This is a genomic window from Nonomuraea sp. B19D2, from assembly GCF_040137845.1.
Lineage (GTDB): Bacteria > Actinomycetota > Actinomycetes > Streptosporangiales > Streptosporangiaceae > Nonomuraea.
In genome coordinates, this window is record NZ_JBEFAK010000024.1 from 1 (window position 1) to 19,295 (window position 19,295).

Consider the following 19,295-nt stretch of genomic DNA (forward strand, 5'->3'; position numbering starts at 1 on the left):
GGTGGGGGCCGCGGAGGGCGTGGGGGCGGTCTGGCCGCACCCGGCCAGGACCAGCGTTCCCAGCAGCGCGCCCGCGAAGGCCGTGCGTACGGGCCTCACGAGTAGTCCTTTCACACTGTCGGAACCGAGAGACCCGCGTTGAGCGACGGATCACCCTTTTCCACGAGGGTTGATGACGTCAGCGCGGAGGCAGGCGACCTGGCTATGACAGTTGCGGGACAGCGCCGGAATCGCACCGGACTTCGCTGCAACTCTGCGCGTCGGACAAACGCTATCAATCCTCTAGACGGCCGCGACGTCAAGGGGCGAGTTGGGCCTCCGCCTCCGCGATGATCCCCTGGAGCCTCAGCCCGTGGGCCGCGTCGAGGGGATGGCCGCCGCCGTTCCGCACGGTCTCGGCGAACTCCGCCACGAGCGTGACCATGGGGTCGTCGTCGAAGGGCTGGAGCACGGCGCTGCCGGTGCGGCCGTACACGGCGAACGTGGACGGCGGCGGGTCTCCGGCGGCGGCCATGCACAGCGACGCCTCGCTGACCGCGCCGCCCTCGTGCTCCAGCAGCAGCCCGGTCCAGCCGAGCGGGTCGCCGTGCGCGCGCACCCCGCTCACCCGGCCCAGGGCGGCGTCGAGCAGGTCGATCACGTGCGGCCCGACGTCGAGCAGCGCGCCCTTCTTGAGCCGCCACGGGGTGGCGAAGGGGTGGTCGCCGAGCAGGACGCCGGAGATGTTCGCGGCGTGGCCGCCGAACGCCTGGATCTCCCGGCACCGGGCCAGGAACGCGCGGGTCTGGGCGGCGTACCGCATGGTGAGGATCATCTGGGAGGCCACGCCCGCCTCCGCGACGGCCTCGGCCAGGCGCCGGGCGCCGTCCAGTGAGTCCGCGAGGGGCTTCTCCAGCAGCAGCGCCTTGCCCGCGCGGGCGGCGCGGACGCCCAGCTCGGCCTGTACGGCGGGCGGCACGCAGAACGCCACGGCCTCGCAGGCGTCGAACAGCTCCTCGATCCGCTCGAACACCGGCGCCCCGAGCCGGGCGGCGGCCTCGGGACGGCGGGCCCACACCCCCGCCAGCCGCGTGTGCGGCCCCCTGGACAACATCGGCGCGTGCGCCATCTCGGCCCACGGCCCCGCTCCGACCAACCCCACCGCCACCGGCTCCATGAAACCTCCCAAGGTCACCATAGGGGACACCGACCCGTGTACCGCATGGTACAAACGGGCTACCTTTCCCCAACCCCCTCCTCCCAAAGAAGGAAATTCCCGATCTCCCCACATTCCGGATGACGATCTTTGTAGCGTTACGGCCGTCCTTACTCCGGAGTAAGGGAAACCTTGGAAACGGGGATTTAGTACGAAAAGGAATACTTAGTACGGTTTTGGCGGGTTTCGTGCTCGCCGTCTCCACGGCGGGAGCGGCTTCCGCCCAGCCGAGCCCCACACCCTCAATCCCCGCCGCCGTCGACTGGGCGGCGTGTGGCGACAACGGCGGCGAGTGCGCCACGATCAAGGTCCCGGTCGACTACGCGAACCCGTCAGGGGGCTCCATCGACCTGGCGATCGGCCGGCACAAGGCGCTCAACCCGGCCAAGCGGATCGGCGTGCTGATCGCGCACCCGGGCGGGCCCGACAGCTCGGGGATCGACACGTTCATCAACCGCAACCTCATTCCGGCCGACAGCGTGCTGCGCCAGTACTTCGACGTGGTCAGCGTGGACCCGCGCGGCGTCGCCCGCAGCAACCCGGTCAAGTGCGATGTGGACGTGCTGGAGCAGGAGCCGTCCGCCTACCCGGCCAACGAGAGCGAGTATCAGGCCTGGCTGGCGTTCAACGCCAAGCTCTCGCAGAACTGCCGCGAGCGCACCGGCCCGGTGTTCGACCACGTGGACACCACGAACGCCGCCCGTGACGTGGACTCCATCCGCGCCGCGCTGGGCGAGAAGCAGATCAGCTTCTTCGCCATCTCGTACGGCACCCAGGTCGGCCAGCAGTACGCCGAGCTGTTCCCGCAGAACATCCGGGCCATGGCGATCGACTCGAACATGGACCACAGCATCACCTCCGCCTTCCGCTACCTGCAGACGACCACCGAGGACTTCGAGGGCTCGTTCAGGGCGTTCGTCAAGTGGTGTGGCGAGACCGAGGCCTGCCCGCTCAACGGCGAGAACGTCACGGCGGTCTGGGACGGGCTGCACCGCAGGGCGGCAGAAGGAACGCTGAAGGACCCCTCGACCGGCGCGGCGATCTCGGCTGAGCGGCTGCGCGTGCTGCTGTTCAGGGCCATGTACAACCCGGCGGCCAGCTGGTTCGACCTGGCCACGACCCTGAAGGCCCTCGAGGCCGGCAAGGCCGCCGAGCTCCCCACCGTGGCCACGCCGAAGGCGGAGAGCGTCAGCTACGCCTACCCGACCATCTGGTGCTCCGACTGGAAGTGGCAGGTCAGCGGTTTCAAGGAGCTCGACGAGTACCGCAAGCGGCTCGAGAAGCTCTACCCGCACACCAAGATCTCACCGTTCTGGACGGACGTCGTGTACTGCCTGAACTGGCAGGGCAAGGCCACCAACCCGCAGCACCGGCTGGACATCTCGGGGACCCGGCCGACGCTGATGCCCAAGGCCCGCTACGACATCGCCACCCCGGCGGCCTGGAACTACGCCGCGGCCGCGCAGATCCCCAAGGCGCGGATCCTGGAGTACGACGGCGTGGGCCACGGCCAGTACCGCAACAGCACCTGCGCCCGCAACCACATCGAGACGTACCTGACGAGCCTGAAGCTGCCGCCGCGCGGCACGCACTGTGCTTCCCAGTACCCCTCGCAGCCGCCCACCTCGGTGCGCGCGGCTGAGGAACAGCCGCTGTCGGTGACGGGCCGCCCCCTGCACTGAACCGGCACGATGGGCGGGCGCCCCGCGCGGCGCCCGCCCATCGGCGTCACTGGGCGGCACGCCACTGGTGGATGGCGTGCTGCGGGCGGTGGGCGAGCGTGCCGGAGTCGATGGCGACGGTCTGGCCCGTGACGCAGCGGGCCTCGTCGGAGGCCAGGAAGCACACCAGGTTCGCGACGTCCTCGGTGGTGCAGGCCCACGGCAGGAGGCGCTCGGCGGCCTTGTCGGAGAGCTGGCCCTGCGTCATGGCCCGCCGGGCGGTCTCGGTGAGGACGAGTGCGGGGGCGACGGCGTTGCAGCGGATGCCGCGGCGGCCGTACATCGTCGCCACGTAGCGCGTGAAGCCGATCAGGGCCCGCCTTCGAGGCCCCGTAAGCGGCGTGGACCGTGTCTGCCACCAGCGCGGACACCGACGACATGAGGACGATGGCGCCGCGGGCGCGGATGGCGGCGGCGGTGGCCCGGGCCGTCGCCGTGCGCAGGTCGAGCACGCCGACGCAGGCGCCCTCGGCGGCCAGGCGCGCCGCGCAGGCCGCGCCGATGCCCGAGCCCGCGCCCGTCACCAGCGCGACGCGGCCGTCGAACCGGCCCGGGGAGCGGCCGCTCACCACTCCACCGCCAGGGCGGCCAGGCCGCGGCCGACCAGCGATCTGCGGTAGGCGATCGGCTCGCCGGGGACGAGCCTGAGGCGCGGCAGGCGGCGGCCGAGCACGTCGAGGGCGGTACGCAGTTGCAGCCGGCCGAGCGCGGCGCCGACGCAGAAGTGGATGCCGTAGCCGAAGACCATGTGCTCGGCGGCGTTGGGCCGGTCGATCAGGAAGCGCTCCGGGTCCGGGAAGACGCTCTCGTCGTGGGCGGCGGAGTCCGTGGAGAGCAGGACGAGGGCTCCGGCCGGGATCGTCACGCCGTGCAGGGTGACGTCGCTCAGGGCATGGCGGAACGAGCCCAGCGACGCGCCGTCGATGCGCATGCACTCCTCGACGGCGTTCGGGACCAGTTCGGGCGGCACCGGCCAGGCGCCCTCCCGCAGCAGGCGCAGGACGGTGTTGCCGAGCTGGTTCGGGACGGTGTCGTTGCCGCCGAGCAGGATCGTGGAGATCAGCTCGACGACCTCGCGATGGGTCAGCTCGTCGCCGATCAGGGACGTCATCAGGGACGTGAAGTCGTCCTGCGGGTCCTTGGCCCTGGCGGCGACCAGGCGATCCACGTAATCCAGATATGTCAGGAAACTGTCGGCGAGTTCGAGCTGGCGGTCCGGGGGCTGCGGCGACAGGAAGAGCTGGAACCAGTCCTTGACGTGCGCCTGCACGAACGCCTCGTCGGCCTCGGGCACGCCGATGAAGCGGGCCGTCAGCTTGACCGACGGCTCATGGCCGATCTCGGAGACGAAGTCGGCCCCTTTCCGCGGTGCGAGGCGGTCGAGCAGGTCCTCGTTGAGCTGCCGGAAAGAGTCCTCCATGGCCGCGACCGCCCGGGGCGTGAACGCCCTCGACACCGACCTGCGCAGGCGGGTGTGGTCGGGCGGGTCCACGTTCGCCACGAAGCTGGACAGGAACGAGCCGTGCTCGCCCAGCTTCTCCTTGGTCTGGCGGGTCAGGCTGCGGGAGATCGTGAGCGAGCCCTCGGAGGAGAAGCGCCGCGGGTCACCGTAGGCCGCCCGCACGTCGGCGTAGCGGGTCAGCACGTACGCGCCGAGGTGCTCGCTGCGGAACACCGGCCGCTCGCTCCTGAGCCTCCGGAGGAAGTCGTACGGCGCGGCGACGTGCCAGTCCGAGCCGACGTCGAAGTCCTCGATCATGTGAAGATCCTCCGCGGGTTGTCGACGAGCATCTGGTGGAGCTGGTCGTCCGTGACGCCTCTTTTGCGGAGCTCGGGCACGACGTCGCGGGAAATGTGGAGGAGGTGGTAATTGGGGTGGCGCTGCCGTACGACGTCGGGGTCGAAGCGGTCGTTAAAACAATACGAGTCGTGACTTAACACCATTTTTCCGGCGTGGCCGCGCTCGCACATTTTCGCCACTATTTCCACGCGGTCCTCGAACGGACTGATCGTCTCGATGCCGAAGCGGTCCATGCCGAGGTAGGAGCCGTTCGCGACGAGCTCCTCCAGGTAGGCCACGTCGGTGGAGTCCCCGGCGTGCCCGATGACCACCCGGCTCAGGTCCACGCCCAGCTCGCCCAGCAGGCGCTGCTGCTCGAGGCCGCCCCTGGAGGCGCTGTGGGAGTGCGTGGTGATCGGCGCGCCGGTCTCCAGGTGCGCCTCGGCGACCGCCCTGAACACCCGCTCGCACCCCTTGGTCATCCCCAGGTGGTCGGAGGCGCACTTCAGCATGGCCGCCTTGACGCCGGTCCTGCCGATGCCCTCGGCGATGTCCCGTACGAAGAACTCCGGCAGCCGGTCCGGTCCCCCGAACAACGAGCCGGGACCGCGGTTGGCGAAGTACGGCGGCAGCGCGTCGTAGGTGTAGAGGCCGGTGGCGACCACGATGTTGACGCCGGTCAGCTCGGCCACGCGCTGCACCGCGGGGACGTACCTGCCGAGCCCCACCACGGTCAGGTCCACGATCGTGTCGATGCCCTCGGCCTTCAGCGCGTCGAGCTTGGCCGCCGCCTCGCGCGCCCGTGTCTCGAGATCCCAGCCTTCCGGGATGTCCGGCCAGTTCCACAGGATCTCGGGGCTCAGCCCGAAGACGTGCTCGTGCATGAGCGTGGCGCCGAGGTCCGCCACCGGCCCCCTCACGGTCTCAGGCATGGGAACCTCTCGTGCTCGAACGGCCGGTTGACCTCGAGCCCGAGCCCGTCCGTCTGCCGGTACGGCAGGCCGGTGTAGAGGGCGTCGGCGTCGAAGTACGTGACGGTGAACGACAGGCGCGGGGTGTCGCGGCGGTTGGCGGGCGCGCCGTGCACGGTCAGGGCGTGGTGCACGGTCGCGTCCCCCGCCCGCAGGTCGAGCGGCGGCGACAGCTCCAGCTCCTTGAGCCACGGGTGCTGGCTGAGCTGGTCGTCCCCCGGCCTGGTGAAGCTCCGCCCGAGCAGCCCGTACCGGTGGGAGCCGTCGTAGAAGCGCAGCGACCCCATGTCGGCGGGCACGTCGGCCAGGGCCAGCCACACGGTCAGCATGGCCGAGCGGTCCATCGGCATCCATGGGAAGTCCTGATGGAACTCGGTCGCGCCGTGCTCTCCCGCCTCCTTCACCAGGAGGTTGGTGACCTGCACGCGCACGGCCCGCACGCCGCGCAGCAGCCGTACGGCGTTGCTCCCCATCCCGGGGCTCATGGCCAGCGCGCCGAACATCTCGTCGCTCGCCGCGATGTCCCTGGACTGTCCGAACGCGTCGTCGACCAGCGACTGGTGGCTCCTGGGTCGCGCGCGCAGGAATCCGCCGGCGCGCTCGCGCAGCGCCGCCACGGTGCCCGGATCGATCAGCCGGCCGAGCCGTACCCAGCCGTGCTCGTCGAAGAAGGCCGCCTCGTCGTCCGTCACCTGGCGCACCTGGATCTCCATGGGCCCCAGTCTCGCACCTGAGCAAGCGCTTGGTAAGACCCGCGCACATCCGCGGCCTCGCCGCCGGGCGCGTACAGTGTCGCCCAAGCGCTTGCTCAACACAGGGGAGGCATCGTGCGGCGGTTCAGGTTCGGGGCGGTGGTGCGGGAGGCCGGGTCAGGCGAGGCGTGGGCGGAGAAGGCGCGGCGGCTCGAGGGGCAGGGATACGACGTGCTCCTCGTACCCGATCACCTCGTCGGGCCGAGGTTCGCGCCCATCGCCGCGCTGACGGCGGCCGCCTGCGCCACCACCAGGTTGCAGGTCGGCACGCTGGTGTTCGCCAACGACTTCCGGCATCCGGCCGTGCTGGCCAAGGAGGCGGCCACGCTCGACCTGCTGTCCGGCGGGCGGCTGGAGGTCGGGATCGGGACCGGGTGGATGGCGGGCGACTACGCGGGCGCCGGGCTGGTGCTGGAGCCGCCCGGAGTGCGGGTGGAGCGGCTGCGGGAGGCCGTCGCCGTGCTCAAGGGGCTCTGGGGGGAGGGCCCGTTCAGCTTCGAGGGCAAGCACTATCGCATCGACGGGCTCGATCAGCGGCCCAAGCCCGTACGCCAGCCGCGTCCGCCGATCGTGCTCGGCGGCGGCGGGGCACGGATGCTGCGGCTGGCGGCCGAAGAGGCGGATGTGGTGAACATCGGGATGAGGGTGCGGCCGGACGGGAGCGGGCCGGACGAGAAGGACGGCGGGCTGACGGCGTTCCTGGACAAGATCGAGGTGGTGCGGGAGGCCGCAGGGGCGCGGTACGAGGGGCTGGAGCTCGGGACGAGCGTGCTGCAGGTGGGCGCGCGGAAGGCGGAGGAGGCGTGGAGCGCCGCCGACAGCTCCTCGCTCGGCGGGACGCCCCAGGTCCTGCTCGGGAGCCGCGCCGACATCATCGACAAGCTCCGCTATTGGCGGGATGAGCACGATATTTCGTACTTCGTGGTGCATCACGAGCGCGACCTGGACACCTTCGCCCCCATCGTCGAGGCGCTCGCCACCTGACGCGCGACGCAAATCGGCCGTGCCCGATGATGGACTCCATGAACGAGATGCTGCTGCTCCGGCACGGAGAGACCGAATGGAGCAAGGCGGGCAAGCACACCGGCCGCACCGACCTGCCTTTGACGGAGCACGGCGAGGACCAGGCCAGGGCGCTGGCGTCGCTGGTGAAGGGGCAGGCGTTCGACCTGGTGCTGGTCTCCCCCGCCCAGCGCGCCCGGCGCACGGCGGAGCTGGCCGGCCTGAACGGCTACCAGGTGGACCCCGACATGTGGGAGTGGGACTACGGCGGGTACGAGGGGATCACCACACCGGAGATCCGCAGGACCCGCCCCGGCTGGTACCTGTGGCGCGACGGCGTGATCCCCGGCGACGCCGAGCATCCGGGCGAGAGCGCCGAGGAGGTGGCGGCCCGTGCCGACCGGGTGATCGAGCGGGCCAAGGCGGTCGAGGGCCGGGTGGCGCTGGTGGCGCACGGCCATTTCCTGCGCGTGCTGGCCGCCCGCTGGCTGGGCCTGGGGCCCGAGGAGGGCAGGCTGCTGAAGCTCGACACGGGCACGTACTCGCGGCTCGGCTTCGAGCACGCCGAGCCGGTCCTGACGACCTGGAACGCGCCGATCGGCTGAGCCCCGTGCCAGGGCCGACAGATCCGGTCGAGGACCCAAGGTCAGTCAGCCGATGAGTCAGACCCTGGCGGGAAGCGCTCATCTACGAGGCCGGACTCGGCCCCGCGTACGATGTGACCGCCGCCCGCCGGCCTGATCCGGCGGCGGTACTCACGCGGCGACGCGCCGGTGACCCGCTTGAACGCGTTGCTCAGCGCACTCTCCGAGCCGTAGCCGACCCTGCGGGCGATCATCGCCACTGTGTCGTCGCCGCGGCGCAGGCGGTCGGTGGCCAGTTCGATCCGCCAACCGGTCAGGTAGTCCAGCGGGCTCTGCCCGACGGTTCGCTTGAAGCGGGCAGCGAGCGTCGACCGGGACACCGCCGCGGCCTCGGCCAGTTCGGCCACCGTCCAGGCGTGGGCCGGCCGGGCGTGCATGGCCCGCAGCGCAGGGGCCACGATCGGGTCGGTGAGCCCGGCCATCCAGCCGGACACCGGGCCCTGCCCGGCGGCGGCCAGGTGCAGGCGCAGCAGGTGGATCAGCATGACCAGGGCGAGATGCTCGGTGACCAGGGTCGAGGCGAGCGACCGGTCGCGCAGCTCGGCGTCGATCTGCTCGAGCGCCCAGCGTACGGTCGCGGCCTCGGCGGTGCGGCCGGGCACGTGGATCACCGGCGGCAGCACGTCGAGCAGCAGTTCGCGGGCCCGCTCGCCGAAGTCGAACCGGCCGCCGATGAAGACCACGTCCTCGCCGGTCCCCACCCTGGCCACGCCGTCGGTGGCCGCCGCGAAGACCGGGCCGGCCGGGACCGGCCGCAGCCCTGGACCGCTGGCCATGGTGAAGGCGCGTGGCTGGGTGAGCAGGAAGCAGTCGCCCTCGACCAGCTCAATCGGCTCCGGTACGCCGTCGACCGTGAGCAGGCAGTGGCCGCTGCGCACCGCGACGAACTTGACCGCCGGCGGCGGCCCGTACGACAGCGCCCACTCACCGCCCGCCACCAGCCTGACGGACAGACGGCTGGTCGTGCCGACGAGGGCGAGGACGTCTTCGAGGGGATCGGCTTGCTGGACGCTCACTCAACTATGTTGGATCCTGAACCATTCTGAGTCCAACTTCGGGTCCTTACCGTTGCGGTCATGACACGTATGGGCACCCCGTTCAACGCCAAGACCACCGCCGCCGAGATCCTCGCCGGCGTCGACCTCACCGGGCGGCGGATCATCGTCACCGGCGGAGCCTCCGGGATCGGCTTGGACTCGCCGGGTCACCGCTGCTGGACGGCGTCACCGGCCGGTACTTCTCCTCGGCGAACCAGGAGGCCGAGGTGGTGCCGGGCGGCCAGGGCGCGACTGCGGGCGTCGCAGCCTGGTCGGTGGACCCGGCCGCCGCGGACCGTCTCTGGGAGTACGCGCTCAGGGCGACAGCGGACCGCTGACCGGGGCGCTCACATCAAGAAATGTCCGAGATATCGCATGGAAACATTGGAGCGCCATTCATGACCACCGTGATGCTCGTCCACGGCGCCTGGCACCAGCCGAGCACTTGGGCGAAGCTCGAGACCGAGCTGCACGCGCTCGGCCATGCCACGCGCACCCCGGCGCTCCCGAGCGCCGGCAACCGGCCCACCGCGGGCATGCATGACGATGCCGCCGCGCTGGCCGCGGAACTGGCCTCGATCGCAGGACCGGTCGTGCTGCTCGGCCACTCCTACGGGGGCATCCCGATCAGCGAGGCCGCCGCCGGAGCGGGCAATGTCGATCGACTGATCTACCTCGCCGCCTACATGCCGGACAAGGGACAGTCGATGTACACCATCCACGGCATCCCCGATCCCGAAGACACGGACGGCATGTTCCCGCTCATCGACGAACCGCGTACCGCGCTCTACGGCGACCTGCCCGATGCGGAGGCCGAGCAGGCGGTGCGCGAGTTGGTCAACCAGACCGTCCGATCGTTCGCGGAGAAGGCCGAGGCAGCCGCCTGGAGGAACATCCCGTCCACCTACATCATCACAGAGCAGGACAAGGCCATCCCTCCCGCACTGCAGAAGCAGATGGCGGCCCAAGCTGCCGAGATCCGCCGGATCCCCGGCGGTCATTCTCCGTTCCTGTCGCAGCCACGCCGACTGGCCGCCCTCATCAACGAGATCGTACGGTCGACCTCACCTGTTGATCAGTGGGGAGTCTGACACGGCCCCGAGCGGCGGCTTCGTGTTGAAGTCACCTCCAGGGGTGATCGATCGCAGCGTCCACAAGCTGGGCGTTGACAGCCGGGAACGAACCGTCACCGAACAGGATCCGCGCCGCCAAGGCACGACCGGCACGACCGCGCAGCATGGCCACCGCCGCCTCTGCCGCGGCGGGGGATCGGATGCCGGCGAACGCGCGGCGCAACAACAGCCGGCCTCGGAACCGGGTCCGCAACGCGCCCCCGTCGTACAGACTCAACATGCGCTGGTCGCCGGTACGCAGGTACCCGGCGACGACCGCCGCGGCCAGTTCGGACATGCGTAAGCACGGGTCCAACCCACCGGCCGTCAGCGGCGACACCGCGCCCGCCGCGTCGCCGACGAGCAGCCCGGCGGGGCACGCCAACCGTCGCAGCACACCGCCGACCGGAATCGGGCCACCTCGGCGCTCGACCGGACCAGCAGGCGCCGCTCGACCGGGCGCGTCCGCGGCAAAAGCGTCCAGCAGGTGGCGGACGCCGGCGCGCATCGCGCCCGGATACCCCGCGACGCCTATGTGCGCGTGCCTGCCATCGTCGATGACCCACCCCAGGTACCCCGGAGCGACCCGAGGGTCCAGCACACAGTGGAACGCCGGGGTGGTCGTACCCGACGCGACCGGATGGACGATCTCGGCACCGACAAGAAGGCGCCGGTTCACATCAAGGCCGAGATCACGCGCCACCCGGGAGCGAGCGCCATCCGCGCCCACAATGAACCTCGCCGTCACCGGCTCCGCCCCCGCGAACTGCACAAAACCCATCGACGCGCCGGCATACCGTACGCCCAGGAGAACCCGCGCCCCAGCCGATTCCGCCGCCCGCCGCGCATGCTCGTAGACGGCCGCCATGTCAGCCACGCGATACTCGTCCCGCTCACTGGTCAGCCGGATCGGCGCCCGCCGCGACGGCGGATACAGCAGTACGTCCCGTACACCAGGTCCGAGCAGATGGCCCGGCAGGTCGAAGTCGTCAAGGGTGCGCCGCACGAAGATCCCGGTCGTACGGATGCCCGTCGACAGCGACCTGCGGCGGTCGACCACCATCACATCCAGGCCTCGCAACGCGAGCAGGCGAGCCGTACGCAGGCCGGCCAGTCCCGCACCCACGACCAGTACCTCCACTGTTCGCATACCTGGCGACGCTAGGAGCAATGCCCTGCCCGCGGAACCATCTGCACGCGACCCGCCCACTACCTCTACACCGTCACCACACTCGGACCATGACTGCTCCGCCGCCGGCAGGCTCGCCGCCCGCCTCCGGCCGAGACGCAGAGAAGATCAGCGAGCAGAAGCAGGAAGAGAACCACGCTCAGCAGGAATCACCGTCAGCCGACCTTCGCGCGCAGGGCCGACTCGTGCAGGGCCCTGCCGACCAGCCAGCCGCGCAACGACCCGAGCGCCGGGTCGTAGGAGAGCGGGTCCTGCCACAGGGCGACGAACACGTTCTGGGTGATCTCCTCGGCGTGCGCCTGGCTGCCGGTGACCTTGACCGCGACCCCGTACACGTACGGGCCGTGCTGGTCGTAGGCGTGGGCCAGCGCGTCGAGGTCGCCGGCCATCAGCAGCGCACACAGCTCCATATCGCTCATCAGTCACCGCATCCCAGTGTGGCGGCGGCGCTGATCACGTCGCGGGCGAGGACGGGATCGCCCTCGGCGGCGTACGGGAAGGAGTCGGGAGGCCACCTGCTGGCCAGCAGGCGGCAGAAGCCCACCGCGTCCGCCGACAGCAGCACGCCGACGTGGTCGGCGGCAGGCGACAGCGGGATCGTCCAGGTGCCGCCGCCCGGCCCGGTCAGCACGACGGTGGCGGAGACGTGGCGGCGCGCCCCCTTCATGGCGCGCGGCAGCAGCGCGAGGCCGAACTCGGCGATCATGTGCACGTGCTCGGGGCGCGGCGGCGCCTGGGAGCGGTGGGTGGCCGCCCTGATGTCGTCGGCGTGCGTCCACGTCTCGAACGTGCGCTGGACCAGCGCCTGGCGCAGCGGCGCGCGGGCCGGCCGCGTCCCCGCGAGCGCCACCTCGACGCCGAGCAGCACCTCGCTGCTGCCGGAGACCCGTTCGAGCAGGGACCCGGCCTGTTCGCGCCAGCGCCGGTGCACCGGCATCCCGCTCTTGCCCGGCACGCCCATGAAGCCCGCCACGGTGGCGTCATTGGCGGCCAGGTGCTCCACCAGTCCCCTGATCGTGCCGTGCTTGGCGATCGGGGCCTCCCACTGCGGCGCGCTCAGCTCCGCGAGCAGGTCGTCCATGAGCGCCACCTGCTCGGCGTACGGGACCGCGACGGACGCCACCCCCATGACGGCCGGGCTGCGGCGGCGGCGCGCCATGGACAGGACCGCCTCGCGCAGCGTGGGCGGCGGCCCGACGGCCGCGCCCGGCTGGTCGAGCAGCGCGATGGCCGCGCCGCAGTCGGGGCACGCGGCGACGTGGTCGTCGGGGCTCTGCTCGTTGTAGAGGTACGACTCCGTCATGGCCACCTCCGCAGCCGACGCTAACCCGGCGGGCCCTCCGGCGCCAGGCGGCAACCGGGGAACGGTGCCAGAAGCGTCTCACGCCACGGGCCTTCCAGGTAGTCGCGGGCTCGCTTACCCCAGTCCAGCAGCCGGGAATCCGGCGCCACCTCGTCGTCGAGGCCCAGCGCGGCGTCGCGGGCGCGCTGGGTGGCCAGGTGGTCGTCGAGCGAGACGGCCCAGACGGTGACCGCCTCGGTGTCGCAGAACAGCACCTCGTACAGCCCGACCAGGGTGTGGCCGTGCTCGGCGAGCAGCGGCGCGCGCTCGGTGCGCACCGCGTGGAGGTAGTCGAGTGCGGCTCCCGGGCGTACGCGGGCGCTCTCGAAGAGGTAGAGCTCGGCGGCGGGCGCCTCGGAGAGCGGCGGGCAACCGGGCGCTGCGCCGAGCGGCCGGGAGAAGGCGGAGAAGCGCAGGTCGTCGATGTCGGACAGGAACAGCCGCTCGTCGACGCCCTGATAGATCTCCATCATCTGGCGCCAGCCGCCGTCCCACCCGCCGTGGCAGTCCCACAACGTGACGGCCTTGAACTGCGGATGGCCGGTGATGCCGACCGCGTAGAAGGCGCCCACGAGGTCGATCTCGCGGGACCTGATCGACATGCCGGAGGTGAGTGAGGGAGCGGCGCGGGTCTCGTCCTCACGCTTGTAACGGGTCAGCCAGGTCAGGTACTCCAGCGGCCGCCTGGAGTTCATCGGCCGGAAGTCGACCTCCTCGAGCAGGTGGATCGCGCGCCGCACCACGCCTCCTCTACCAAGCGGTTGCTTGGCACGAGGATAGCGATCAGGCCACCGCTTGGGAAGGTTGCGGCCCCCGCCCCGTGAGCCACTCCAGGACCTTGCGGTGTCCGGAGGCGGCGTCCTCGAAGTGGCCCCAGTTCCAGTAGCGCGGCTGGTCCCGGATGCCGGTCACCCAGGTGCGGTAGGAGACGGAGGCTCCCGTGGTGGCGGGCGCCACGCCATAAGTGCGGATCACGACTTTGCCGCCCGGCGCGAACAGCACGTCGTCGGCGATCGGATACAGGGTCATCTGGTCGAGCATGACCTGATCCTGCCGGTAGGACGAGGCCGGGCGGTTAAGCCTCCGGCGCGCCTCCGTTAAGCAGGCGCGCCGGAGGTTACAAGGCTGTTAAACGAGCAGTCCGTCGAACTCTCCGTCCTTCACCCCGAGCACCAGGGCCCGGATCTCGTCGCGGGTATAGATGAGGGCAGGGCCGTCGGGAAAGCGTGAGTTGCGCACCGCGATGCCCCCGTCGGGAAGCTCCGCGAGCTCCACGCAGTTGCCCTGCGAGTTGCTGTAGCGGCTCTTGCGCCACGCGACCTGCGTGAGGTCCGCCGCGGGCATGCCGTTGTAGGTCTGGTTCATCTACATCTTTCTGAGAAGACCGCCGATGAGCTCGACGGTGCCCCCTGGCGTGGTGCTCTCCACGCACAACTGCTCCATAGCCGTGAGGTACGGATCGATGTCCTCACGTTTGTCTAGGTAAAGGGCACCCCAGAGCTGCTCAACGTAGACAACGTCCGACAAGTCGGACTCGGGAAACCGCAAGATGCTGAACGCGCCCCCTTCGGCGGCGTGCTTGCCGAACCTGAAGGGCATCACCTGAAGAGTGATGTTGGGAAGGGCAGCGACTTCCAGCAGATGCTGGAGCTGCTCGGACATGACCTCCCGCCCGCCGATGGTCCGTTTGAGCGCCGCCTCGTCGATGACGGCCCACAGGCGGGGTCCGTCCTTCTGGGTGAAGCGCTCCTGACGCTGCATACGCATATGCACGCGGCGTTCGATTTTCTCCGGACTCAGACCGGGGTTGCCAAGCTGGAATACCGATCGCGCATACGAGGCCGTCTGCAACAGACCGGGCACGAACTGCACCTCGTAGGTACGGATCAGCTCGGCGGCCTCCTCCAGGCCCACATAGGTGGTGAACCACGAAGGCAGCTCGGCCGAGTACTTGTGCCACCACCCGGGGGTGTTGGCCTCTCGAACCATCTCCAGCAGGGCACGGCGCTCGGCATCGTCGACGACGCCGTACAGGGTGAGCAGGTCTTCCACGTCACGTGTCTTGAAGCCGACTCGCCCGAGCTCCATGCGACTGATCTTGGACTCGGACGCCCGGATGTGGAATCCGGCCTGTCCACGGTCGAGTCCACTGGCCTCACGCAGGCGCCTGAGACTCGCCCCCAGCATGATGCGCCGAACGGTGGAACCCGATCCGGGCGGATCAATGGACACGTGCTGCTCCTTGTTCGTTTCCTTGCGACACGATGGGGCGCTTCAGGCGAACACCACCGCAGGTAGCGGAGTATGCACTCTCCAGTCTGTCACTTCACGGCCGAAAGATCATGGGCCGCGGACAAGATCCCCTTTCCCCCATATTGACCATCTTGAGGGCAACCGTAGCGTGTGCACGGGTTGTCTGCACGTGCATTCGCTCTTGCACCTGCACGAGGATTTGTCGCAGAATGATCACCGTGCAATCCACCACGGCGCCCGGCCAGTGGACCACGTTCGATTGGTGGCCTCCGGTCGGCTGGTGGCCGGAGGCGGCCCGCGATCTGCTGGTCCCCGGCCCGCACTCGAGCGCCACGTTCGTGCTCCCGCCCAGCCCGGCCTCCGTCCATTCGGCCCGCAGCTTCACCGCCGGCGCGTTGTCAGGATGGAAGCTCGGCGAGCTGATCGAGAACATGGAGCTGGTGGTCTCCGAGCTCGCGACCAACGCCCTCCGCCACGGCCTGCGCCTCGACGAGCCCCACTGCAAGTGTTCCGTCCACATGTCCCTGGTGCGCCGGGGACCCCTCGTCACCTGCGCCTTCACCGATCCAGGCGCATCGGTGCCGGTGCTGCGATACCCTGGCCCCCTTGACACCGGCGGCCTCGGACTCCACATCGTCGAATCACTCAGCCTTCGCTGGGGCTGGTCCGCACTTGCACCTCACGGGAAGATCGTCTGGGCAGTCCTCTCCTGACCGGGGGTGATCTGCATTACCGTGGATGCTCATGGCTCACGGTGAGTCCCGCGCGCGACCCCATGAGAGTGCTGACAGATGGAAGATCACCTGCTCGGCTGGCTGCGAACACTGAACGAAGACAGACTTGGCCGCATCCTGGCCAACAGGCCCGACGCCATCGCCGCGCCCTGGCCGCGGCGCCTCGACACCCTCGCCCAGCGGCTGGGCAACGGCTTCGCCGTGATGGAGACGCTGCGCTGCCTGCCGCTGCCCTGCCTGCAGCTGGCCGAGGCGGCCCTGGCCATGACCCGCCCCACGGCCGAACGGCTGGCGGACTTCGTCGACGCGCCGCTCGAAGAGGTGACCCCCTGGCTGGAATACCTCTACGACCACGCGCTGGCCTGGCCGGGCGACGACTGCGTCATCCACCTCGCGGAGGGCGTCGCGCGCTGGTGGTCCGCCCCGCTCGGCCTGGGCGAGCCGCTCGACCACTACCTCAACAGCTGGTCGATCGGCAACGACGCGCTGCACGCCCTCGCCCGCAACCTCGGCCTGTCCTCCCAGGGCAACAAGCGCCGCGTCATCACCCGCGTCACGCAGGCGCTGAGCGACCGTGAACGCGTCAACGCGCTGGTGCGCGGCGCACCCGACGGCACGATCCCGCTGCTCGACCGGTTCGCCTGGCAGGGCCCCGCGCTGAACGTCGACGGCGGCAGATTCGTCACACCCGGCACCGCGGAGAAGTGGTGCGCCGACCACGGCCTGCTCTTCCGTCCCAGCTGGCACGTCGCGGAGATCCCCCGCGAGGTGGCGATCTGCCTGCGCGGTCCCGGCTACCACCCGGCCTACCGGCCCGAGCCGCCCGAGGTGGCCACGATCCCGGTCGATCCCGAAGAGGTGGACCACCTGATGACCCTGGCCGCGCCGCACGTCGTCGAGCGGTGCGCGGCGCTGCTCGACAACACCGCCAAGACGCCGCTGCCGCTGCTCAAGACCGGCGGCGTGGGCGTGCGCGAGGTACGCAGGATCGCCAAGGAGACCGGCTGCGACGAGGACGAGACTCGGCTGCTGCTGGAGGTCTGCGCGGTGGCCCGGCTGCTGGCCTGGGACGAGCCGTCGGGCGGCATGATCCCCACCGACCGGTTCGACCGGTGGCGCCTCGACGAGGGGTCGGCGCGGCTGCGGGTGCTGCTGGCGGCGTGGTGGCGCATGGAGCGCTCGTCACTCCGCAAGGTCGACGGCAAGTACGGCACCGTGCTCGGCGACGACCCATCGGGCAGCGCGGTCGCACAGGTCCGCAGGGCCGTGCTGTCGGGCCTGGCCGACCTGCCGGCGGGCACGGCGTTCGCCGACCGCGACAGCCTCGTGGCCAACGTCCACTGGCACACGCCGCTGCTCGACCTGGAGCTGCTGGTGGCGTGCGCGCCCGCGGTGCTCGACGAGGCCACGCTGCTGGGGTTGCTGGCCAACAACGCGGTGACCGACCTGGGCAGGGCGCTGGCCGGGCTCGCCGCCAAACCGGGCGACGAGAACGACGACGCCGTACCCATGGTCGAACACGACCCCGTGCTGACCGAGGCCGCCACCAGGGCCCTGGCCAGCGTGCGCAGGAGCGCGCTGTTCGGGCCCGACCTGACCGCGGTCGTGACCGGGCCGCCGTCGGCGGAGCTGGCGGCGCTGCTCGACCGGGCCGCCGACCGCGAGTCGCGGGGCGCGGCCTCGGTCTGGCGCTTCACGACCGAGAGCCTGCGCCGCGCGCTCGACCGCGGCTACGACGCCGACGATCTGCTCGACGAGCTGGCCGGCGTCGGCACGATCCCGCAGCCGCTGGAATACCTCATACGCGACACCGCGCGCAGGCACGGCGAGGTCACGGTCACCACGGTCGGATCCGTCATCCAGGCCGGCGACCCCACGCTGCTGGCCGAGATCGCCGCGCACCGGCGGCTGGGCAGGCTGGGCCTGCGGCTGCTCGCGCCCACGGTGCTGGTGAGCTCGGCCCCGGCCGAGCGCACGCTGGCCGCGCTGCGGGAGGTCGGCTACTCCCCCGTGCCCGTCTCCGAGACCGGCGAGATCACCATCCACCGGGCCAGGCACGAGGAGCCGCCGGGCGGCAAGCTGATCCTGCTGCCCGGGGGCCGGGTGGCCGAGCTGTCGGAGTTTCCCGGCCTCACGGAGCTGGAGCCGCCCCCCTACATGCTCGCCGAGCCGGCGCCCGACCCGTACGAGCACGCCCGCCGCCTGGTCGAAGCCGGCCGGTCCGAGGACGCGACGAACGGCCGCACGTGGGCGATCATCGGCAGGATGGCCACCAGGCTGCCGACGGCGCAGCAGTCGTTGCTGGGGTTCGTGGTCGACCGGGGCGTGCGCGCCGGCATCACGCTGACCGACGGGCTGACCGCCACGATCAGCCATGGCGAGCTCAAGGGCGGCGCGCTGGACGCGTGGTGCGAGGAGGCAGGCGACTACCTGGAGTTCCCCCTCGCCGAGATCGTCGAGGTCAGGGGAGCTCTTTAGCCTTCTTCAGGTTGGCCACCAGCCCCTCGAGGAAGGCGGCGTAGCCCTGGTAGCTGTAGGGGGCCTCGGCGTTCCACGGGTAGAGCTGCCCGGCCTTGACCGCGGGGAGCTTGGCGAAGGTGGGCTTCTTCAGCATCTCCTCGGGCTTGAGCGACTGGGTGCGGGTGTCGTAGAGGATCACGTCGGCGTCGTACTCGTCGGCGTTCTCCCAGCTCAGCGTCTGGAAGAAGCCGCCCTCGTCCACCTTGGCGGGCTTGACGACGTCCAGGCCCGCGTCCATGAGGTGCACGATGTCCGGGTACTCCGGCGGGTTGACCACCCACATCGCGTCGGGACCGCCGGACATCATGAGGATCTTGAGGTTCTTGAACTGCGCGAGCTCCTTGGTGGCGGCCTCCATGCGGGCCTTGGCCTCATCCACGCCCTGCATGCTCGCGCCCAGCGACTTGGCCAGCTCCTCGTACTTGCCAATCACCTGGGTGGCGCTGCGGCCGGTGAGCATGATGCCCGCGGTCGGGGCGACCTGCTCGATGGTGTCCTTGGACTTCTCCGGCACGTACCAGAGGGTGCCCTTGATGTACATGCTGCTGACCAGGAGGTCGGGCTGGAGCGAGATGTACTTCTCGACGTTGAACTCGTCCCAGACGTTGCCCAGGCCCTCGACCTTGGTGATGTCCACGTTGCCGACCTGGGGGTCCTTGGTGCCGTCCTTGAGCTTGTGCGGGCCGAAGACGGCGATGGGGCGCACGCCGAAGTCCCACAGGGCGGCGGCCGCGCCGACCTGGGCGACGATCCTGGCGGGCGGCTTGGGCTGGTCGATCTTCTTGCCGCGGTCGTCGGTGAACGTCCAGCTCTGAGCGGCGGGCGCCGACGCGCTGGGGGCGGCGCCAGTGGAGGAGCCCGTGGGGGCTGATTCGCCGCCGCACGCCGCCAGCGTCAGGGCCGCCGCGAGTCCTGCGGTGGACGCCAGGAAGCTCCTTCGAGCCAGTACCGGTCCCGACATGAACATCTCCTAAGGTTAGGCTTGCCTTCGTATTGGGGCATTAGATTAGCCTTGCCTAAGTTTGACCACTACGAGAGGGGGA

At 70.4% G+C, this 19,295-nt stretch carries 19 protein-coding genes and 2 pseudogenes; 6 read left to right on the forward strand and 15 right to left on the reverse strand.

Annotated features, from left to right (window positions below):
• Positions 1 to 298: 298 nt before the first annotated feature.
• On the reverse strand, positions 299 to 1,156 hold the full coding sequence (locus ABN273_RS35090; protein ID WP_349453406.1) for a Gfo/Idh/MocA family protein: 858 nt from the start codon (positions 1,154 to 1,156) through the stop codon (positions 299 to 301).
• A gap of 215 nt (positions 1,157 to 1,371) precedes the next feature.
• On the opposite strand from ABN273_RS35090, the gene ABN273_RS35095 reads away from it, so the two are divergent.
• Entirely contained in the window at positions 1,372 to 2,877 is a 1,506-nt protein-coding gene (locus ABN273_RS35095; RefSeq protein ID WP_349453407.1) for an alpha/beta fold hydrolase, read from the forward strand.
• Positions 2,878 to 2,923: 46 nt separating this feature from the next.
• Here the strand turns inward: ABN273_RS35095 and ABN273_RS35100 are convergent.
• From ABN273_RS35100 to ABN273_RS35120, 5 genes and pseudogenes are all read right to left on the reverse strand, one after another.
• Positions 2,924 to 3,235 (reverse strand): annotated as a pseudogene (locus tag ABN273_RS35100) (SDR family oxidoreductase); the annotation flags it as partial.
• A 139-nt stretch (positions 3,236 to 3,374) separates the two neighbouring features.
• Positions 3,375 to 3,488, reverse strand: a pseudogene (locus ABN273_RS35105) (hypothetical protein); the annotation flags it as partial.
• On the reverse strand, positions 3,482 to 4,675 hold the full coding sequence (locus ABN273_RS35110) for a cytochrome P450 (RefSeq protein WP_349453408.1): 1,194 nt from the start codon (positions 4,673 to 4,675) through the stop codon (positions 3,482 to 3,484). The gene ABN273_RS35110 and the pseudogene ABN273_RS35105, both read right to left, overlap by 7 nt.
• Positions 4,672 to 5,628, reverse strand: a complete 957-nt coding sequence (locus ABN273_RS35115) for a phosphotriesterase family protein (RefSeq protein ID WP_349453409.1) — start codon at positions 5,626 to 5,628, stop codon at positions 4,672 to 4,674. Before ABN273_RS35115 ends, ABN273_RS35110 begins: the two co-directional genes overlap by 4 nt.
• A complete protein-coding gene (locus ABN273_RS35120; protein WP_349453410.1) occupies positions 5,613 to 6,380 on the reverse strand; it encodes a phytanoyl-CoA dioxygenase family protein in 768 nt (255 codons plus the stop codon). The genes ABN273_RS35115 and ABN273_RS35120 overlap by 16 nt, the downstream gene beginning before the upstream one ends.
• Before the next feature lie 114 nt (positions 6,381 to 6,494).
• Here ABN273_RS35120 and ABN273_RS35125 point away from each other — a divergent pair, with 114 nt between their 5' ends.
• Positions 6,495 to 7,403, forward strand: a complete 909-nt coding sequence (locus tag ABN273_RS35125; RefSeq protein WP_349453411.1) for a TIGR03621 family F420-dependent LLM class oxidoreductase — start codon at positions 6,495 to 6,497, stop codon at positions 7,401 to 7,403.
• 38 nt (positions 7,404 to 7,441) lie between these two features.
• Complete coding sequence (locus ABN273_RS35130; RefSeq protein ID WP_349453412.1) at positions 7,442 to 8,026, forward strand: histidine phosphatase family protein; 585 nt, start codon at positions 7,442 to 7,444, stop codon at positions 8,024 to 8,026.
• 41 nt (positions 8,027 to 8,067) lie between these two features.
• On the opposite strand, the gene ABN273_RS35135 is transcribed toward ABN273_RS35130, so the two are convergent.
• Positions 8,068 to 9,081 carry an AraC family transcriptional regulator gene (locus ABN273_RS35135; RefSeq protein ID WP_349453413.1) on the reverse strand — a complete coding sequence of 338 codons (1,014 nt, stop codon included), beginning with the start codon at positions 9,079 to 9,081 and terminating at the stop codon, positions 8,068 to 8,070.
• A 419-nt stretch (positions 9,082 to 9,500) separates the two neighbouring features.
• Here ABN273_RS35135 and ABN273_RS35140 point away from each other — a divergent pair, with 419 nt between their 5' ends.
• Complete coding sequence (locus ABN273_RS35140; protein WP_349453414.1) at positions 9,501 to 10,193, forward strand: alpha/beta hydrolase; 693 nt, start codon at positions 9,501 to 9,503, stop codon at positions 10,191 to 10,193.
• Positions 10,194 to 10,224: 31 nt separating this feature from the next.
• On the opposite strand, the gene ABN273_RS35145 is transcribed toward ABN273_RS35140, so the two are convergent.
• From ABN273_RS35145 to ABN273_RS35175, 7 genes are all read right to left on the reverse strand, one after another.
• Positions 10,225 to 11,364, reverse strand: coding sequence for an FAD-dependent oxidoreductase (locus ABN273_RS35145; protein WP_349453415.1), 1,140 nt, complete (start codon positions 11,362 to 11,364; stop codon positions 10,225 to 10,227).
• Positions 11,365 to 11,558: 194 nt separating this feature from the next.
• Positions 11,559 to 11,822 carry a sigma factor gene (locus tag ABN273_RS35150; protein WP_349453416.1) on the reverse strand — a complete coding sequence of 88 codons (264 nt, stop codon included), beginning with the start codon at positions 11,820 to 11,822 and terminating at the stop codon, positions 11,559 to 11,561.
• Positions 11,822 to 12,706 carry a maleylpyruvate isomerase mycothiol-dependent enzyme family protein gene (locus tag ABN273_RS35155; RefSeq protein WP_349453417.1) on the reverse strand — a complete coding sequence of 295 codons (885 nt, stop codon included), beginning with the start codon at positions 12,704 to 12,706 and terminating at the stop codon, positions 11,822 to 11,824. The genes ABN273_RS35150 and ABN273_RS35155 overlap by 1 nt, the downstream gene beginning before the upstream one ends.
• 20 nt (positions 12,707 to 12,726) lie before the next feature.
• Positions 12,727 to 13,485 (reverse strand): hypothetical protein, encoded by a 759-nt coding sequence (locus ABN273_RS35160; protein ID WP_349453418.1) that lies wholly within the window; start codon positions 13,483 to 13,485, stop codon positions 12,727 to 12,729.
• A gap of 43 nt (positions 13,486 to 13,528) precedes the next feature.
• On the reverse strand, positions 13,529 to 13,786 hold the full coding sequence (locus ABN273_RS35165; protein WP_349453419.1) for a 3'-5' exonuclease family protein: 258 nt from the start codon (positions 13,784 to 13,786) through the stop codon (positions 13,529 to 13,531).
• Between the two features lie 87 nt (positions 13,787 to 13,873).
• Positions 13,874 to 14,110, reverse strand: coding sequence for a DUF397 domain-containing protein (locus tag ABN273_RS35170; protein WP_043632079.1), 237 nt, complete (start codon positions 14,108 to 14,110; stop codon positions 13,874 to 13,876).
• A complete protein-coding gene (locus ABN273_RS35175; RefSeq protein ID WP_502911176.1) occupies positions 14,111 to 14,977 on the reverse strand; it encodes a Sco1979 family transcriptional regulator in 867 nt (288 codons plus the stop codon).
• Positions 14,978 to 15,207: 230 nt separating this feature from the next.
• Here ABN273_RS35175 and ABN273_RS35180 point away from each other — a divergent pair, with 230 nt between their 5' ends.
• Positions 15,208 to 15,711, forward strand: coding sequence for an ATP-binding protein (locus ABN273_RS35180; protein WP_349453420.1), 504 nt, complete (start codon positions 15,208 to 15,210; stop codon positions 15,709 to 15,711).
• Positions 15,712 to 15,789: 78 nt separating this feature from the next.
• Positions 15,790 to 18,210, forward strand: coding sequence for a helicase-associated domain-containing protein (locus ABN273_RS35185; protein ID WP_349453421.1), 2,421 nt, complete (start codon positions 15,790 to 15,792; stop codon positions 18,208 to 18,210).
• Here ABN273_RS35185 and ABN273_RS35190 read toward each other — a convergent pair.
• Complete coding sequence (locus ABN273_RS35190; RefSeq protein WP_349453422.1) at positions 18,194 to 19,213, reverse strand: ABC transporter substrate-binding protein; 1,020 nt, start codon at positions 19,211 to 19,213, stop codon at positions 18,194 to 18,196. The two genes, ABN273_RS35185 and ABN273_RS35190, sit on opposite strands and share 17 nt — an antisense overlap.
• Positions 19,214 to 19,295 lie beyond the last annotated feature (82 nt).